Origin of the sequence: Streptomyces sp. CB02923, assembly GCF_001905005.1 — a bacterium.
Taxonomy (GTDB): domain Bacteria; phylum Actinomycetota; class Actinomycetes; order Streptomycetales; family Streptomycetaceae; genus Streptomyces.
On the sequence record NZ_LWKZ01000027.1, the window covers coordinates 541,016 to 556,308 of the forward strand.

Genomic DNA, 15,293 nt, shown 5'->3' on the forward strand with positions numbered 1-15,293 from the left:
CGGTCAGCTCTCCCGGGCCTGGGTCGACGGGGACGGCACGCTCGCCGCCTTCTCCAGTTGGAACGCTTCGTTGCCCAGACCGATACGGGCGTGGACCTGCGGGCGCCGGGCGCGCAGCACGCGCCCGTACACGAGTCCGATCACGGCCGCCAGGCCGATGACGCCGGGCAGCACCCAGCTCAGCGCCGAGCCTTCCTCGGCGCTGACCAGCACACCGAAGTCCTTGACCGCGTAGACCAGCACGGTCGACAGCGCGAGCGCGGCCAGCCCGGCGGCCAGCAGCCGCCCGGCCTGCGCCCGGCCCGCTCCGCGCCGTACGAAGAACGCGATGACCGCGACGGACGCGGTGGCCATCAGGACGATCACGCCGAGCGCGCCCACGTTGCCGCACCAGGTGAACAGTTTCAGTACGGGGGTGGTGGGGTCGCCGTCCGGCGTCCGGTCGGTGAGCGCGAAGGCGGCCACGACGACGAGCGAGATGACGGACTGGAGCAGCGAGCCGAGCGCGGGCGCGCCGCTGGTTCTGGCGGTACGGCCGAGCGCGGCGGGCAGCAGGCCCTCGCGGCCCATCGCGAAGGCGTAGCGGGCCACCACGTTGTGGAAGCTGAGCATCGAGGCGAAGATGCCGGTCACGAAGAAGATGTGCAGGATGTCGGTGAAGGTGCCGCCGAGCCGGGGTCCGGTGAGGGCGAAGATCAGGCCGGGGCCTTCCTTCCCGGCGGTGGCCACGACGTGGTCCGGGCCGGTGGCGACGCCGACCAGCCAGGAGCTGAGCGCGAAGAAGACCGCGACGAAGCCGACGGCGAGGAACATCACCCGGGCCACCACCGTCTGCGGCCGGCTGGTCTCCTCGGCGTAGACGGGGGCCTGTTCGAAGCCGACGAACGCGGCGACGGCGAAGCACAGCGCGGTGCCCAGGCCCGCGCCGCCGAGGGTGGCCGGGTCGAAGGCGTGCAGCGACAGGCCCTGCGGGCCCGGCCGGGCGGCGAAGGCGAGGTCGAAGACGGCGATCAGGACGACCTCGATGGCGAGCAGCACCCCCAGGACCTTGGCGTTCAGGTCGATCTTCAGTGCGCCGAGCAGGCCGATGAGGGCGACGCCCAGCAGGGCGGGCACCCACCAGGCCACGGTGATGCCGAGGTGCTTGCCGAGCAGGCCGGACACCTCGAAGCCGAAGATGCCGTAGATGCCGAACTGCAGGGCGCTGTAGGCGGCGAGGGCGACGAAGGACGCTCCGGCGCCCGCGGTGCCGCCGAGGCCGCGCGCGATGTACGCGTAGAAGGCGCCGGCGTTGTGCACGTGCCGGCTCATCTCGGCGTAGCCGACGCTGAACAGCGCCATCACCACGCCCAGGATGACGAACAGCAGCGGCTGCCCGACGATGCCCATGACCTGGTACGTGGTGACCATGACGCCGGCCACGACCATCAGGGGCGCGCTGGCAGCCAGCACGGACAGCAGCAGGCCCGGCGTGCCGATGCGGCCGGCGCGCAGGGCCCGCTCCTGGCCCTTGAAGGTACTGATCTCCCCGGATTCGCCCGGTCTTCCCGTGCGTCCCGTGGTGCCCTTGTTTCCCGTACTGCTCGTCAGCATGGCGCGGAGGTGTCCTTTCCCTGGAAAGCGGAGGCGGAGGTGCGCGTCGTGCGTGGTGCATGGTGCGGGTGGTGCGTACGTGGTGCCAGGGTGTGCTGTGTACGTGATGTGCTGCGTACGTGGTGTGCTGCGTACGTGGTGTGCTGTGTACGTGATGCGGGCGCCGGGTGGGGCGGGCGCCGGGGTCAGGCGGTGCTGAAGGCCGTGTCGCGGGCCGCTCTGAAGGCCTTGCGGGCGTCCCGGTCGGGGTAGGACCACGGCGCGGCGGTGACGTGCGGGCCGATGCGATGGAAGAGCGCGGCGGCCTCGGCCATCCTCCCCTCGTGGTACTTGGCGTGGGCGAGGAAGTTGAGGTCCACCTTGCGGCGCGGGTGCTCCTCGCCCTCCCACTCCAGCCACCAGTCGAAGGCCGCCTTCATGACCTGGCGGGCGCGGCGGGTGGCCCAGTGGCCGGAGGCGGCCGGGTCCGCGGGTTCGAGACCGGCGGCGGCCAGGGCGCGGTAGCGCTCGGCGTGCGCGACGACGGGCAGGATCGCCAGCGGCGAGTCGGCCGGGGCCTGTTCGGCGGCCCAGTACGCGAAGTCGTAGACCTGGTGCAGCGGGTCGTCGGCGCCGCCCTGCTGCTGCTCGGCCAGGCAGGCGGCCATCAGGTGGTGGGCGTGGTGGTGGTCCGGGTGCCGGGCCCGCACCTGGTCGAAGGCGTGCTCGCGTTCGTCGGGGGTGCCGGCGCGGCGGGCGAGGATCAGCAGGCCCAGCCACGGGGTCGGGTCGCGGGGCGCCATGGCGGCGGCGAGACGGCAGGCCTCGCGCGCGGCGTCCTCGCTGCTCCTGCCGCGCAGCGCCTGGAAGACCTGGGCGCAGGCCAGCAGGGTGGCGGCGTCGGCGCTGTCCGGTTCGGCGAGGCGCCAGTCACCGGCCCAGGCGGCGCTGGCCTGGCCTTCGGCGAGCACCACCAGGCGGTGGCCCCGCAGGTCCCAGTCGGTTCCGGTGTCGGCCAGCAGGGTCCGCACCCGGACCCACCGGCCGTGCGTCAGGGCGTCGACGGTGGCGGCGAGCTGGACGTCGTCCAGGGCCGGGTCGAGGACCGGCACGTCCTTGCGGCGGGAGCGGCCCAGCGGTGGCGGTGGGGGCGGCGGAGGGGTCACGGGCAGGAACACTCCATGACGCGCTTCACCTCCGGACGCGCCGCATCCCGGGCGCGTATGTGCAGAATCGGTGTACTGATCGACACCAACAGGTCACGCACAGCAAAGCGGCAGGCACAGGTTCGCGTCAAGACTGTCCGGAGAATGACCGAAAACCCAACTCCCTTGCCCGTCAACACACTTGTCAATAAACGCCGGGCGCGCTGCGGCGTGCCGGCGCGGGTCCGGCCGCGGCGGCACGCGGCGCCGCTGTAGGCCGGAGGTGTTGTCGTGCACCTCCAGCCCGGCTCCCACCCTGACGGTGCTCAGCCTTTCCGGTGCCCCGCTTTCCGGTGCCCCGCTTTCCGGTACTCGGCTTTTCCGGTACTCGGCCTTTCCGGTGCTCAGCCCACTGCCTTGGCCGCCGCCCGCCCCGCCGTACGCCCCGAGAAGATGCAGCCGCCCAGGAAGGTCCCCTCCAGCGACCGGTAGCCGTGCACGCCGCCGCCCCCGAAGCCCGCCGCCTCACCGGCCGCGTACACCCCCGGCAGGGGCTCGCCGCCCTCGGTCAGCACCCGCGAGGACAGGTCCGTCTCCAGGCCGCCGAGCGTCTTGCGGGTGAGGATGCTCAGCCGTACGGCGATCAGCGGGCCGGCCTTGGGGTCGAGCAGCCGGTGCGGCGACGCGGTGCGGATCAGCCGGTCGCCCAGGTACTTGCGTGCCCCGCGCATGGCGGTGACCTGGAGGTCCTTGGTGAAGGAGTTCGCCAGTCCGCGGTCGCGCGCGACGATCTCGCGGCGCAGCACCGCCTCGTCGAGCAGCGGCTCCTTGGTGAGCTGGTTCATCCGCCGTACGAGGTCGCCGAGTGAGCGTTCGACGATGAAGTCCGCGCCGCGGTCCAGGAACGCCTGCACCGGGCCGGGGGCGCCGGGCAGGGGCCGCCGCAGCACCTCCCGTACGCTGCGGCCCGTCAGGTCCGGGTTCTGCTCGGAGCCGGAGAGGGTGAACTCCTTCTCGATGATCTTCCGCGTGAGCACGAACCACGTGTGGTCGTAACCGCTGCGCGCGATGTGTTCGAGGGTGCCGAGCGTGTCGAAGCCGGGGAAGAGCGGTACCGGCAGCCGCCTGCCGCGCGCGTCCAGCCACAGCGGGGACGGGCCGGACAGGATGCGGATGCCGTGCCGGGGCCAGACCGGGTTCCAGTTGTCGACGCCCTCGGTGTAGTGCCACATACGGTCCCGGTTGACGATCCGGCCGCCGGCCGCCTCGGCGACGCCCAGCATCAGGCCGTCCACGTGGGCGGGCACCCCGGACAGCATCCGCTCCGGCGGCCTGCCCAGCCGCTCCGGCCAGTTGGCGCGCACCAGGTCGTGGTTGCCGCCGATGCCGCCGGAGGTGACGATCACCGCCTGGGCGCGCAGTTCGAAGGCGCCGGCCACCTCGCGGCTGCTGGGTGTGCCGCGCGCGGCGTCCGACGCCTCCAGGACCTCGCCGGTGACGGTGTCGACCGTGCCCGCGCTGCGCGCCAGGCCGGTGACGCGGTGCCGGAAGCGCAGTTCCACCAGGCCGCGCGCGACCCCGGCCCGCACCCGCCGCTCGAACGGCTCGACCAGGCCGGGGCCGGTGCCCCAGGTGATGTGGAAGCGGGGTACGGAGTTACCGTGGCCGGTGGCCTCGTAGCCGCCGCGTTCGGCCCAGCCGACGACCGGGAAGAACCGTACGCCCTGCCGGTGCAGCCAGGGCCGCTTCTCCCCCGCCGCGAAGTCGACGTACGCCTCGGCCCACTTGCGCGGCCAGTGGTCCTCGGGACGGTCGAAGGCCGCCGCGCCGAGCCAGTCCTGCCAGGCCAGCTCGTGGCTGTCGCGGATGCGCAGCCGCCGCTGCTCGGGCGAGCCGACGAGGAAGAGACCGCCGAAGGACCAGTGTGCCTGGCCGCCGAGGCCGCTCTCCGGTTCCTGGTCCAGGAGGATCACCTTGCGCCCCGCCTCGGCGAGCTCGGCGGTGGCCGCGAGGCCCGCCAGACCCGCTCCGATCACGATCACATCAGCGTCGTAGGCCATGTCCGCCAGTCTTCTCTCCTCGCCGCGGCGAGCCGGAGGGCCCGGCCGCCATCGTGGGTACCGATCCTCAGCTCGGCCGGGCGGCGCGTCAACCGCGGGTTCCGGCGCCGCGCGGGCGGGGTACCCGGGCGTGCCCGGCGACGGCAGACGGGCGACGGGCGGTCGCGCGGCTCGCTATCCTCGGCCAAGTCCCCATCGCCCCGGTCGACTTGAGGTGCGTGACGTGACGGTGTTCCTGCTGGCCGTGAGCGCGGCCGGCTGTCTGGGCGTCGGCTTCGTGCTCCAGCAGTGCGCGGCCCAGCGCGCCCCGATGCAGGACTTCCTCTCCCTGCGGCTGCTGCTCGACCTGGCCCGGATGCCGCGCTGGCTGGCCGGCATCGGCTTCATGGTCGCGGGCATGGCGCTGGGCGCCGCGGCGCTCGGCATGGGTGAAGTCACCCTCGTCGAACCGCTGCTGGCCACCAACCTGCTCTTCGCGATGGCACTGTCCAGACACCTCACCCGGCAGCGGCTGGGCCGTCAGGGCTGGAGCGGCCTGTGGCTGCTGGCGGGCGGTGTGACGGCGTTCATCGTGGCCGGGGAGCCGCACGGTGGCCGCAGTGTCGCCGGGCCGGTGCGGCACTGGCTGGTGATGGGCGCCGTCCTGGGTCTCGCGCTGCTGCTGGCGGCGTGCGCCAAGCGCGTACGGATGAGCCGGGAGGCGGCGCTCCTGGGGGTCGCGGCCGGGCTGCTGTACGGACTCCAGGACGCCCTGACCCGGATCAGTGGCGAGCGGTTCGGGCACGGCGGCTGGGCGGCGCTGCTCACCGGCTGGGAACCGTATGCGGTCCTCGCGCTGGGTGTCGTCGCGCTGGTGCTGGTGCAGAGCGCTTTCGAGACGGCGCCCCTGCGCATGTCGCTGCCCGCGCTGACGGCGGCCCAGCCGCTGGCGGGCATCGTCTGCGGGGTCGGCTTCCTGGGCGACCGGCTGAACCTGTCCGCCGGGGCGCTCGCCTGGGAGGCGGTCGGGCTGGCGGCGGTCGTGGCCGGCATCGTCCTGATCGGGCGGCATCCGGCGATGCCGACGGGGGTGTCCGGGCGGCCGGAGCGGGTGCGGGAGTTGCAGGCGGGGTGAGGGGCGGCGGGTGCGGCGGGGGCGGTCGTTCCGTACCCCCGATTTCGCCATGTCCACGCCATGCCGATCCGTGCCGCCACCGCGGCAGAGCGCCCCTGACCTGGAGAAACAAGACCCGGCACCCCTTCCTCTTCGCAGCGCCACCGCGGAACCTCTTCTCAGGAACCCGCACACAATCCACCCGAAGAGTGGGGGATGCCATGAACCGCACACCCGGCACCGGACCCGCCGCCGCGGAGGACGCCACGGAAGCGGAAGGGGCACGCGAGGACGCCTGGTACGTCGACGGCCGCTGCACCAACTGCGACGTCGCCCGGCAGCTCGCCCCGGAACTGATAGCCGAGGCCGGCGGCCGCTCCGAAGTCGTCCGGCAGCCCCGCGACGCGGCGGAGGAACGGCAGCTGCACGCCGCCGCGTTCGCGTGCCACACCCGCTCCATCCGCCGTCCCGTCCGCCGGCTCGACCCGGCCCTGGACCCCTACCCCCTGCGGCTCGGCGCCACCAGCGTCCTGCTGTGCGGGCACAACTCGCCGCACACCGCCGGAGCCAACTCCTACCTCCTGGAGCGCCCCGGCGGCACGCTGATGATGGTGGACACGCCCCGCTGGAGCGAGCCCCTGGCCGCCCGGTACGAGGCACTCGGGCCCGTCACCGACGTGCTGCTCACCCACCGGGACCACGTGGCGCACGGCCGCCGCTACGCCGACCGCTTCGGCGCCCGGCTGTGGATCCACGAAGGCGACCTGGACTCCGTTCCCGACGCCGACCACGTCCTGCGCGGCACCCGGCCCACGGAAGTGGCCGAGGGCGTGCTCGCCCATCCGCTGCCCGGCCACACCGAGGGCAGCGTGCTCTACGTCGCCGACGAGCGGTACTGCTTCAGCGGCGACAGCTTCTACTGGTCGCGCACGACCGGCGACATCGAGGTGGCGGAGACCGTCACCTGGTACTCCATCGAGGAGCTGGCCGCCTCCCTGGCCCGTACCGCCGTCGGGCTGCGCTTCGAGTGGCTGCTGCCGGGCCACGGCGGCCGCAGGCACCTGCCCGCCGACGACATGGCCGCCCGGATGCGGCGGCTGGCGGCCCGTACGCGGGAGCTGCGGCCGCGGCCGGTCGACTTCACGGGGGTGCGCTGGTGATGCCCGGCCGACCCCGATTTCTTGACAGGGGCCCGTGGCGCCCGCGCCCCGGCGGACTGGTTGCATGGGGTCATGGAGCGACAGCAACCACTGAGCGCGGACGAGATCGTCGACGTCGTCAACGAGAGCGACGAGGTCGTGGGGCAGGCCCGGCGGGGGGATACGTACGCCCATCGGCTGCGGACGCGGTGCGCGTTCGTCCTCGCCCGCGACGCCGAGGACCGGATCTTCGTCCACCGCCGGACCGCGCGCAAGCTGGTCTTCCCCTCGCACTACGACATGTTCGTAGGCGGCGTGGTCGGCGCGGGTGAGACGTACGACGAGACCGCGCTGCGCGAGGCCGAGGAGGAACTGGGCGTGACCGGCCTGCCGCAGCCGGTCCCGCTGTTCACCTTCCTGTACGAGACGCCCGAGCACACCTGGTGGTCGGCGGTCTACGAGGTGCGCTGCACGCTGCCCGTGCAGCCGCAGGAGTCGGAGGTGGCCTGGCACGCCTTCCTCACCGACGAGGAGTTGGAGCGGCGCATTCCGGAGTGGGAGTGGACGCCGGACGGCATGGCCGCGTACCTGCGGCTCCAGGAGTGGCGGGCCGCGCGGGGACAGTAACCGTCGGTGGGCCGGGAGGGGTGACCGCCCGCGGGCAGTCGCGGGCGCGGCACCACGTAGGGTTCAGGCCATGATCCTCACCGACAGACTGCGGTCGATCGGCGCGGGCGTACGGCTGTGGTTCGCACCGGCGCGCGTCCGCGAGGAGGGCACGACGCCCGACTACCGCTTCTCCCTCGCCAACGAACGCACCTTCCTGGCCTGGCTGCGGACCGGGCTGGCGCTGGTGGGCGGCGGGTTCGCGGTGGACCAGTTCCTGCCCCGGCTGCACGACGTGCTGCGGGTGACGTTCACGGTGGTCCTGCTGGTGGGCGGCGCGCTGTGCGCGGTGCGGGCGGTCAACCACTGGGTGCGCTGCGAGCGGGCGATGCGCCGCGGCGAGGACCTGCCCCCCTCCCGCTTCCCGGCCGTACTGGCCGTCGCGGTCGGCCTGCTCGCGGCGGCGATGGTCGTCCTCGTCGCCCTCGGCCGGACGCGCTGACCGATGGCCGGATCCCCACGGCTGGAGCAGCCGCGCCCGGACCGGGACCCGGGACTGCGCCCGGACCGGGACCCGGGACTGCAACCGGAGCGCACCCGCCTCGCCTGGCGGCGCACCACCCTGTCCTGCACCCTGGTCGCGATCCTCGCGGGGCGCCAGGTGGTGCAGCACCGGGGGCCCGGCCCGGTGGTGGTCGTCGCGGGGGCGCTGGTGCTGCTGGTGTGGATCGCGTTCATGGCGGCGGCCCAGCTGCGGATGCGGGCGATGAGCGCCGGGCGGCCGCCGTGCCTGTCGGCCCGTACGGCGCTGGCCCTGGCGGGCTGCACCTGCGCACTGGCGGTCCTCGGCGCGGCGATCCTCGTCTGAGGGCCCTCTTTCCGGCCGCGTGGCCCACTCACCGCCGCTGCCCTCTGGACGCCATACCGACTAGTCGGCATGATCGTAGCGGCCGTCCGCGCGGGCCGGCCGTCCCTTCCGTACGGAGGAGCACGATGAGCAAGGGCACCCCTCCCCCGCAGTCCCCGGCGCGGCCGGGTCCGCCGGGCCTCGACCTGGAGCGGCTGCGGGACCGTCTGGACCGGGAGCGCCCCGGATCGGTGCGGGGACCGCTGGATGCCGAGCTGATCGAGGGCGGCCGGTCCAACCTCACCTACCGGATCACCGACGGCACCGCCGAGTGGGTCGTCCGGCGCCCGCCGCTCGGCCATGTACTGGCCACCGCGCACGACATGCGGCGCGAGTTCCGGGTGATCAGCGCCCTGCACGCGACGGCGGTGCCGGTCCCCGGCGCGCTGCTGCTGTGCGAGGACGAGGCGGTCCTCGGGGCGCCGTTCTACGTGATGGAGCTGGTCGCGGGCACGCCGTACCGTACGGCGGAGCAGCTCGCCGCGCTGGGGCCGGAGCGGACCCGCGGTGTGGTGCTCTCGCTCGTCGACACACTGGTGGCGCTGCACGCCGTGGACCCGGCGGCGGTCGGCCTCGCCGACTTCGGCCGCCCCGACGGCTTCCTGGAGCGGCAGCTGCGCCGCTGGGGCAAGCAGCTGGCGGCGTCGCGGAACCGCGACCTGCCCGGCATCGACGCGCTGCACGAGGCGCTGGGCGCGGCGCTGCCCGCCTCCCCCGCGCCCGCCGTCGTGCACGGCGACTACCGCCTGGACAACGTGCTGGTCGGCGCCGACGACCGCATCACGGCCGTACTGGACTGGGAGATGTCCACCCTCGGCGACCCGCTGACCGATCTCGGCCTGCTGGTGATGTACAGCGAGCAGGAGGACGTGCCCGGTTCGCCGATCGCCACGACGCGCGGCGCGCCCGGCCATCCGGAGGCGGCCGAGCTGATCGAGCGGTACGCGGCCGGGTCCGGCCGGGACGTGTCCGGCATCGCCTGGTACACGGCGTTCGCGTACTTCAAGCTCGCCGTGATCCTGGAGGGCATCCACTACCGCTTCACCCTCGGGCAGACGCTCGGCGCGGGCTTCGACCGGATCGGCGAGCTGGTGCCGGTCTTCATCGACCGCGGCCTGGCCACCCTCGACACCCTGACGACCGCCACGGAAGGCTGAGGCACGCTGATGGACTTCGCATTCGACGCCCGTACCGAAGAGCTGCGGGGCAGGCTGCTGGCCTTCATGGACGAGCACGTGTACCCGGCCGAAGCGGTCGCCGACGAGCAGCGGACGGCCCTCGCGTCGCCGTGGGACACCCCGGCGGTGGTGGAGGACCTCAAGGCCGAGGCCCGCAAGCAGGGCCTGTGGAACCTGTTCCTGCCGGACGGGGAGTACGGGGCGGGACTGACCAACCTCCAGTACGCGCCGCTGGCCGAGATCACCGGCCGCAGCCCGCAGCTGGCGCCGACCGCGCTGAACTGCGCGGCGCCGGACACCGGCAACATGGAGGTGCTGGCGCAGTTCGGCTCGGAGGAGCAGAAGAAGCAGTGGCTGCACCCGCTGCTGGCGGGCGAGATCCGGTCGGCGTTCGCGATGACGGAGCCCGACGTGGCCTCCTCGGACGCCACGAACATCGAGACCCGTATCGACCGGGATGGCGACGCGTACCTCATCAACGGCCGCAAGTGGTACATCTCCGGTGCGATGAACCCGCTGTGCCGGATCTTCATCGTGATGGGCAAGACCGACCCGGAGGGCGCGGACCCGCGCCGCCAGCAGTCGATGGTGCTGGTCCCGCGCGACACCCCCGGCGTCGAGGTCCGCCGGGCCATGCAGGTGTACGGCTACGAGGACCACTCCCACGGCGGCCACGCCGAGGTGGTCTTCCACGACGTCCGCGTACCGGCCGGGAACCTGATCGGCGAGGAGGGCGGCGGCTTCGGCATCGCCCAGGCGCGGCTCGGCCCCGGCCGCATCCACCACTGCATGCGGCTGATCGGGATGGCCGAGCGCGCCATCGAGCTGATGTGCCGTCGCGCGGTGTCCCGTACGGCCTTCGGCAAGCCGCTGGCGGGCCAGGGCGTCGTGCAGCAGTGGATCGCGGACGCGCGGGTGGCCGTCGAGCAGCTGCGGCTGCTGGTCCTGAAGACCGCGTGGCTGATGGACACCGTCGGCAACAAGGGCGCGCACACGGAGATCCAGGCCATCAAGATCGCCACGCCGCGCACGGTCGTGGACATCCTGGACCAGGCGGTGCAGCTGCACGGCGCGGGCGGCGTCAGCCAGGACTTCCCGCTGGCGGAGCTGTGGGCCGCGGCCCGCACGCTGCGCCTCGCGGACGGCCCGGACGAGGTGCACCAGCGGTCACTGGCACGCCGGGAGCTGAAGCGCTACATGTGAGCACCCCCGAGGCGCCGGGGCACATGCCCCGGCGCCCGCCGAACCGGCGCAGCCCCCTGGACCCACCCGATTCCTCTGACTAGAGTCAGAGAATGGATGCTGCACAGATCGACCAGGTGCGGCGGTTCAACCGCACCGTCACCGAACGCGTGGGCGTGCTCCACGACCACTACCTCGGCCGCGACCGGCCCATCGGCGAAGCCCGGCTGCTCTGGGAGATCGGCGGGCAGGGCCAGGACGTACGGCGGCTGCGCGAGCGTCTCGGGCTCGACTCCGGTTACGTGAGCCGGCTGCTCCGCTCCCTGGAAGCCGACGGCCTGGTGATCGTGGAGCCGCAGCCCCGGGACCGGCGGGTGCGCACGGTCCGGCTCACCGACGCGGGCCGCGCGGAGCACGCCGCGCTCGACGACCGCAGCGACGAGCTGGCGGGCTCCCTGCTGGAGCCGCTCAACGCCGCCCAGCGCGCGCGGCTGGTGGCCGCCATGGCCGAGGTCGACCGGCTGCTGACCGCCACGACCGTCGCGCTGGACGTCGTCGACCCGGACCACCCCGACGCCCGGCACTGCCTGCGGTCCTACTTCACCGAGATGCAGGAGCAGTTCGAGACCGGTTTCGATCCCGCCCGGAGTCTGTTGCCCGACGCGGGCGAACTCCGTTCGCCGGACGGCCTGTTCCTGGTTGCCCGGCTGCACGGCGCGCCCGTCGGCTGCGCCGGGCTGAAGCTGCCGCCCGGTGCCGCGGCCGAGGTGAAACGCATGTGGGTGGCGCCCCAGGCGCGCAGGCTCGGCCTCGGCCGAAGGCTGCTGGGCGAGCTGGAGGCGCGGGCCGCCCGGCACGGCTGCGGCGTCCTCCGCCTGGACACCAACAAGGCTCTCGGCGGCGCGATCGACCTGTACCGCTCCTACGGCTTCGAGGAGGTCGCGGCCTTCAACGACGAGCCGTACGCCCATCACTGGTTCGAGAAGCGGATCGGCGCAGCCTGAGGGCCCGCGCCGGGGCGGGCGGGGCCTGTCGCCCGTTCAGGGCCGCAGCGCCCGCAGCAGCAGGTCGGCGAGGTGGTCGGCGACCTGCTGCGGGGTGAGCGGGCCGTCCTCGCGGTACCAGGTGCCGAGGTGGTGCACCGACCCGAAGTGGTAGTCCACGACCAGGTCGGCCGGGGTGGCGCTGCTGAACACCCCGGCGCGCTGCCCCTCCTCGACCAGCGCGCGGAACCGCTCGTGGTAGCGCCGCCGCTCGGCCCGTACCTGCTTGTCCTTCTCGGGGGCGAGATGGTGCATCGAGCGGAAGAAGATCTTCGTGTCGTCGAGGTTGTCGATGGTGGTGACCACGACGTCCGCCGCCGCGTCGCGCAGCCGCTGCTGTACGGGCGCGTCGGCGCAGGCGAAGTGGTCCAGCCGCTCCTGCTGGAGCCGCAGCACCCGCCCGTACACCTCGTGCAGCAGGTCGTCCTTGGAGCCGAAGTAGTGGTAGAGGGCTCCCTTGGTGACACCGGCGGCCTCGACGATCTCCTGGACGGAGGTGCGGTCGTAGCCCCGCTCGGCGAAGAGCCGGGTGGCGGTGGCCAGCAGCCGCTGTGCCACGGGTTTGGAACTCCCGCCGTCCTTCGTGCCGGCCATCGCCCTCACCTGTCCCTCGTGCCTCGTGCGTCGTCGTGCGTCATCGTGCGCCGTCGTGCGTCGTGTCGCTGTCGTATGTCGTCGTACGTCGTATGCCGTACGTCGTGTCATGCGTCGTGCCGTTGTCCGGTGCCCGCCGTGGGCGCGGTCAGCCGCGCCCGCGCAGTTCCCGCCTGAGGATCTTGCCACTGGTCGTCTTCGGCAGCTCGGGCAGGATCTCCACCTGCCGCGGATATTTGTACGCGGCCAGCCGCTCCTTGCAGTAACCGGCCAGCTCGGCCGGCTCGGCGTGCTGTCCGGGCCGCAGGCTCACATACGCCTTCACCGACTCGCCCCGGTAGGCGTCCGGCACGCCGACCACCGCCGCCTCGCGCACCGCGGGGTGGCCGTACAGGACGTCCTCGACCTCCCGCGGCCACACCTTGAAGCCGGACGCGTTGATCATGTCCTTCTTGCGGTCGACGACGTACAGCCAGCCGCTGCGGTCCATGAAGCCGATGTCGCCGGTGCGCAGTTCACCGTCCGGCAGGGCCTCGGCGGTGGCGTCCGGGCGGCGCCAGTAGCCGGGCACCACCTGCGGGCCGCGTACCGCGATCTCGCCCTGCTCGCCGAACGGCACGTCCCGCCCCTGCTCGTCGATGATCCGTACGACCGTGTCCGGGCCCGGCACGCCGACGGCGAGCGTCCCGGAGGCCGGGTCCACGGGCGCCTCGCGGCCGGGCGGGACGGTGGCGCAGGGCGCGGTGCACTCGGTCAGCCCGTAGCCGTTGTGCAGGTACGGGCCGAAGCCCGCCCGGAACTTCTCCACCAGCGCGGGCGGCAGCGGCGCCCCGCCCGAGGAGAGGGTGGTGAACGACGCGAAGTGCTCGCGGGTGGCGCCGGGCTGCGCCATCAGCGCCATGTAGGCGGTGGACGGGCCGACCGTGTAGGCGGGCCGGTGCTCCAGGAAGGCGTCGAGGACCACACCCGGCTCGAAGCGGTAGGCGAGCGCGACGGTGCCGGCGTTGGCGAAGCAGGCCGCCAGTTCGCAGACCATGCCGGTGATGTGGAACAGCGGCGCCAGCGCGAAGTACGTCGCGCCGTCGGGCAGTGCCAGGCCGGTGCGCTGCCGCTCGGCGTTGTAGGCGATGTTGCCGTGGGTGTTGGTGGCGCCCTTGGGGGTGCCGCTGGTGCCGGAGGTGTAGCTGATGAGGGCGGTGTCCGGGGCGGCCGGCGGTGCCACGCCGGGCGGCTTCCCCTCGTACGCGCGGGCCGCGGCCAGCAGGTCGTCGGCGCCCTCGCACGGCCCGCGCCGCTCGTCGCGCAGCACCCGCGCGTCGTCCCGCGTCTGGAGGTCCCGTTCGCAGGCGGTCAGGGCGATCCGTACGGAAGGGGCCGCGGCGGCGGTCACCCGCAGGAAGGCGTCCCAGGTGCGGTCCGCGCAGACGAGCGCGGTGACCTCGGCGTCGGTGAGGATGTGCGTCATCTCGGCCGACTTGTACATCGGGTTGACGGGGACGACGATGCCGCCCGCCTTCCAGACGCCGAGCAGCGCGAGGACGAAGTGCGGGGTGTTCTGGAGCATGATCGCGGCACGGTCGCCGGGCCGGAAGCCGCGGGCCGCCAGATGCCCGGCCACGCCGTCGCTGAGCGCGTCGGCCTCGGCGTACGACAGCCGCCCGTCGAAGTAGGCGAGGGCGGTGCGGTCCGGGGCGCGGCGGGCGGCCGACCGGAAAGCGTGCAGGGCGGAGGAGGGCGGGACCACGGGGGCGCGCTGGACCTCGGTGAGCTCGGCCAGCCAGGGCTTGTCCGCGTATGTGGTCATCGGGTGGTCCCTTCGGCTGCCGTCGTCCCCTCGGTCGCCGGGGAGGCCCCGCTCACAGTGAACCCGTCCGCGGGCTCCGCGACCGCCTCCGGCCGCCCGGCGGCCTCCAGTTTCCGCTGGATGCGGTTCATGCCGCCCAGCCACCGTTCGCTGTCCGCCGCCCGCGCGGTGTAGTAGCCGGCGACCTCCGGGTGCGGCAGGACCAGGAACCGTTCCTCCGCCATGGCCGCGAAGAGCGCGTCGGCCACCGCGGCGGGCTCGATCGCCGTCGGGGCGAGCACCAGGTCCCCGGCCGCGCCGGTGCCCGCGAGCAGGTCCGTGCGCACCCCCTGCGGACAGATGGCGTGTACCGCTATCCCGCGGTGCCGGTAGGTCAGCGACAGCCACTCCGCGAAGGCGTACGCGCCGTGCTTGGTGACGCTGTACGGGGCCGCGCCGACCATGGTGAGCAGGCCCGCCGCCGACACGGTGGACACGAACCGGCCCGCGCCGCGCTCCAGCCAATCGGGCAGCAGCGCGCGGGCGGCCCGTACGTGCGCCATGACGTTGACGTCCCAGGCCAGCTCCCAGTCGGCGTCCGGCGCCTCGGGCCCGCCGCCGGTGCCGACCCCGGCGTTGGCGCAGAAGATGTCGACGGTCCCGCCGAGCGCCTCACGGGCCGCCGGTACGACGGTGGAGGCGTCCCCGGGAACGGCGACGGCGCCCAGTTCCCGCGCGGTCCGCTCGGCCTTCGCCGCGTCCAGGTCGTTGACCACCACCCGCGCGCCTTCGGCGGCGAAGCGGCGGGCCAGCGCGGCGCCGATGCCGCCGCCCGCCCCGGTCACCACGACTGTCTTGTCCCGTACGGCTTCCACCTGCGGTCTCCCTCGGTCGCCCCTGGCTCGACTGCCAGGCAGACTAACCAGTCGGTATGCCGGAGCGGAAGGGCGCGGGCCGCCCGTGTGTCCGGGCGCCGCGGCGGCGCGCGGCG

General features: G+C 73.5%; 14 protein-coding genes. 8 read left to right on the forward strand and 6 right to left on the reverse strand.

Annotated elements, in window-relative coordinates; genetic code table 11:
* Nucleotides 1–3 precede the first annotated feature (3 nt).
* The 3 genes from A6A06_RS37325 to A6A06_RS37335 all read right to left on the reverse strand — a co-directional run bounded on the left by A6A06_RS37325 (nucleotide 4) and on the right by A6A06_RS37335 (nucleotide 4,777).
* Nucleotides 4–1,593: an APC family permease gene (locus tag A6A06_RS37325; protein ID WP_073768034.1), complete on the reverse strand. Its 1,590-nt coding sequence runs from the start codon at nucleotides 1,591–1,593 to the stop codon at nucleotides 4–6.
* Between the two features lie 185 nt (nucleotides 1,594–1,778).
* Nucleotides 1,779–2,738 (reverse strand): hypothetical protein, encoded by a 960-nt coding sequence (locus A6A06_RS37330; protein WP_073768379.1) that lies wholly within the window; start codon nucleotides 2,736–2,738, stop codon nucleotides 1,779–1,781.
* A gap of 383 nt (nucleotides 2,739–3,121) precedes the next feature.
* Nucleotides 3,122–4,777 carry an FAD-binding dehydrogenase gene (locus A6A06_RS37335; RefSeq protein ID WP_073768036.1) on the reverse strand — a complete coding sequence of 552 codons (1,656 nt, stop codon included), beginning with the start codon at nucleotides 4,775–4,777 and terminating at the stop codon, nucleotides 3,122–3,124.
* 223 nt (nucleotides 4,778–5,000) lie between these two features.
* Here A6A06_RS37335 and A6A06_RS37340 point away from each other — a divergent pair, with 223 nt between their 5' ends.
* The 8 genes from A6A06_RS37340 to A6A06_RS37375 all read left to right on the forward strand — a co-directional run bounded on the left by A6A06_RS37340 (nucleotide 5,001) and on the right by A6A06_RS37375 (nucleotide 11,886).
* Complete coding sequence (locus A6A06_RS37340; protein WP_073768038.1) at nucleotides 5,001–5,891, forward strand: DMT family transporter; 891 nt, start codon at nucleotides 5,001–5,003, stop codon at nucleotides 5,889–5,891.
* A gap of 200 nt (nucleotides 5,892–6,091) precedes the next feature.
* Nucleotides 6,092–7,030, forward strand: coding sequence for an MBL fold metallo-hydrolase (locus tag A6A06_RS37345; protein WP_073768040.1), 939 nt, complete (start codon nucleotides 6,092–6,094; stop codon nucleotides 7,028–7,030).
* A 72-nt stretch (nucleotides 7,031–7,102) separates the two neighbouring features.
* Nucleotides 7,103–7,636, forward strand: a complete 534-nt coding sequence (locus A6A06_RS37350; protein ID WP_073768042.1) for an NUDIX hydrolase — start codon at nucleotides 7,103–7,105, stop codon at nucleotides 7,634–7,636.
* A 70-nt stretch (nucleotides 7,637–7,706) separates the two neighbouring features.
* Nucleotides 7,707–8,117, forward strand: coding sequence for a YidH family protein (locus A6A06_RS37355; protein ID WP_073768045.1), 411 nt, complete (start codon nucleotides 7,707–7,709; stop codon nucleotides 8,115–8,117).
* A gap of 3 nt (nucleotides 8,118–8,120) precedes the next feature.
* On the forward strand, nucleotides 8,121–8,483 hold the full coding sequence (locus A6A06_RS37360) for a DUF202 domain-containing protein (RefSeq protein WP_073768047.1): 363 nt from the start codon (nucleotides 8,121–8,123) through the stop codon (nucleotides 8,481–8,483).
* A 125-nt stretch (nucleotides 8,484–8,608) separates the two neighbouring features.
* Nucleotides 8,609–9,679 carry a phosphotransferase family protein gene (locus A6A06_RS37365; RefSeq protein WP_073768049.1) on the forward strand — a complete coding sequence of 357 codons (1,071 nt, stop codon included), beginning with the start codon at nucleotides 8,609–8,611 and terminating at the stop codon, nucleotides 9,677–9,679.
* A 9-nt stretch (nucleotides 9,680–9,688) separates the two neighbouring features.
* The gene (locus tag A6A06_RS37370; protein ID WP_073768051.1) at nucleotides 9,689–10,903 is read left to right on the forward strand and encodes an acyl-CoA dehydrogenase family protein; all 1,215 of its coding nucleotides are present in this window, start codon (nucleotides 9,689–9,691) and stop codon (nucleotides 10,901–10,903) included.
* 92 nt (nucleotides 10,904–10,995) lie between these two features.
* Entirely contained in the window at nucleotides 10,996–11,886 is an 891-nt protein-coding gene (locus tag A6A06_RS37375; protein WP_073768053.1) for a MarR family winged helix-turn-helix transcriptional regulator, read from the forward strand.
* A 36-nt stretch (nucleotides 11,887–11,922) separates the two neighbouring features.
* Here the strand turns inward: A6A06_RS37375 and A6A06_RS37380 are convergent, their stop codons facing one another.
* The 3 genes from A6A06_RS37380 to A6A06_RS37390 form a co-directional block, all read right to left on the reverse strand.
* Complete coding sequence (locus tag A6A06_RS37380) at nucleotides 11,923–12,519, reverse strand: TetR/AcrR family transcriptional regulator (RefSeq protein WP_073768055.1); 597 nt, start codon at nucleotides 12,517–12,519, stop codon at nucleotides 11,923–11,925.
* Between the two features lie 148 nt (nucleotides 12,520–12,667).
* Entirely contained in the window at nucleotides 12,668–14,323 is a 1,656-nt protein-coding gene (locus A6A06_RS37385; protein WP_073768057.1) for a class I adenylate-forming enzyme family protein, read from the reverse strand.
* Nucleotides 14,320–15,177: an SDR family oxidoreductase gene (locus A6A06_RS37390; protein WP_242441135.1), complete on the reverse strand. Its 858-nt coding sequence runs from the start codon at nucleotides 15,175–15,177 to the stop codon at nucleotides 14,320–14,322. Before A6A06_RS37390 ends, A6A06_RS37385 begins: the two co-directional genes overlap by 4 nt.
* Nucleotides 15,178–15,293 lie beyond the last annotated feature (116 nt).

Coding starts and splice junctions, on each gene's coding strand:
- A6A06_RS37385 (WP_073768057.1), bottom strand. CDS start 14,323: ATGACCACATACGCGGACAAGCCCTGGCTGGCCGAGCTCACCGAGGTC.
- A6A06_RS37345 (WP_073768040.1), top strand. CDS start 6,092: ATGAACCGCACACCCGGCACCGGACCCGCCGCCGCGGAGGACGCCACG.
- A6A06_RS37350 (WP_073768042.1), top strand. CDS start 7,103: ATGGAGCGACAGCAACCACTGAGCGCGGACGAGATCGTCGACGTCGTC.
- A6A06_RS37360 (WP_073768047.1), top strand. CDS start 8,121: ATGGCCGGATCCCCACGGCTGGAGCAGCCGCGCCCGGACCGGGACCCG.
- A6A06_RS37370 (WP_073768051.1), top strand. CDS start 9,689: ATGGACTTCGCATTCGACGCCCGTACCGAAGAGCTGCGGGGCAGGCTG.
- A6A06_RS37365 (WP_073768049.1), top strand. CDS start 8,609: ATGAGCAAGGGCACCCCTCCCCCGCAGTCCCCGGCGCGGCCGGGTCCG.
- A6A06_RS37375 (WP_073768053.1), top strand. CDS start 10,996: ATGGATGCTGCACAGATCGACCAGGTGCGGCGGTTCAACCGCACCGTC.
- A6A06_RS37335 (WP_073768036.1), bottom strand. CDS start 4,777: ATGGCCTACGACGCTGATGTGATCGTGATCGGAGCGGGTCTGGCGGGC.
- A6A06_RS37380 (WP_073768055.1), bottom strand. CDS start 12,519: ATGGCCGGCACGAAGGACGGCGGGAGTTCCAAACCCGTGGCACAGCGG.
- A6A06_RS37355 (WP_073768045.1), top strand. CDS start 7,707: ATGATCCTCACCGACAGACTGCGGTCGATCGGCGCGGGCGTACGGCTG.
- A6A06_RS37325 (WP_073768034.1), bottom strand. CDS start 1,593: ATGCTGACGAGCAGTACGGGAAACAAGGGCACCACGGGACGCACGGGA.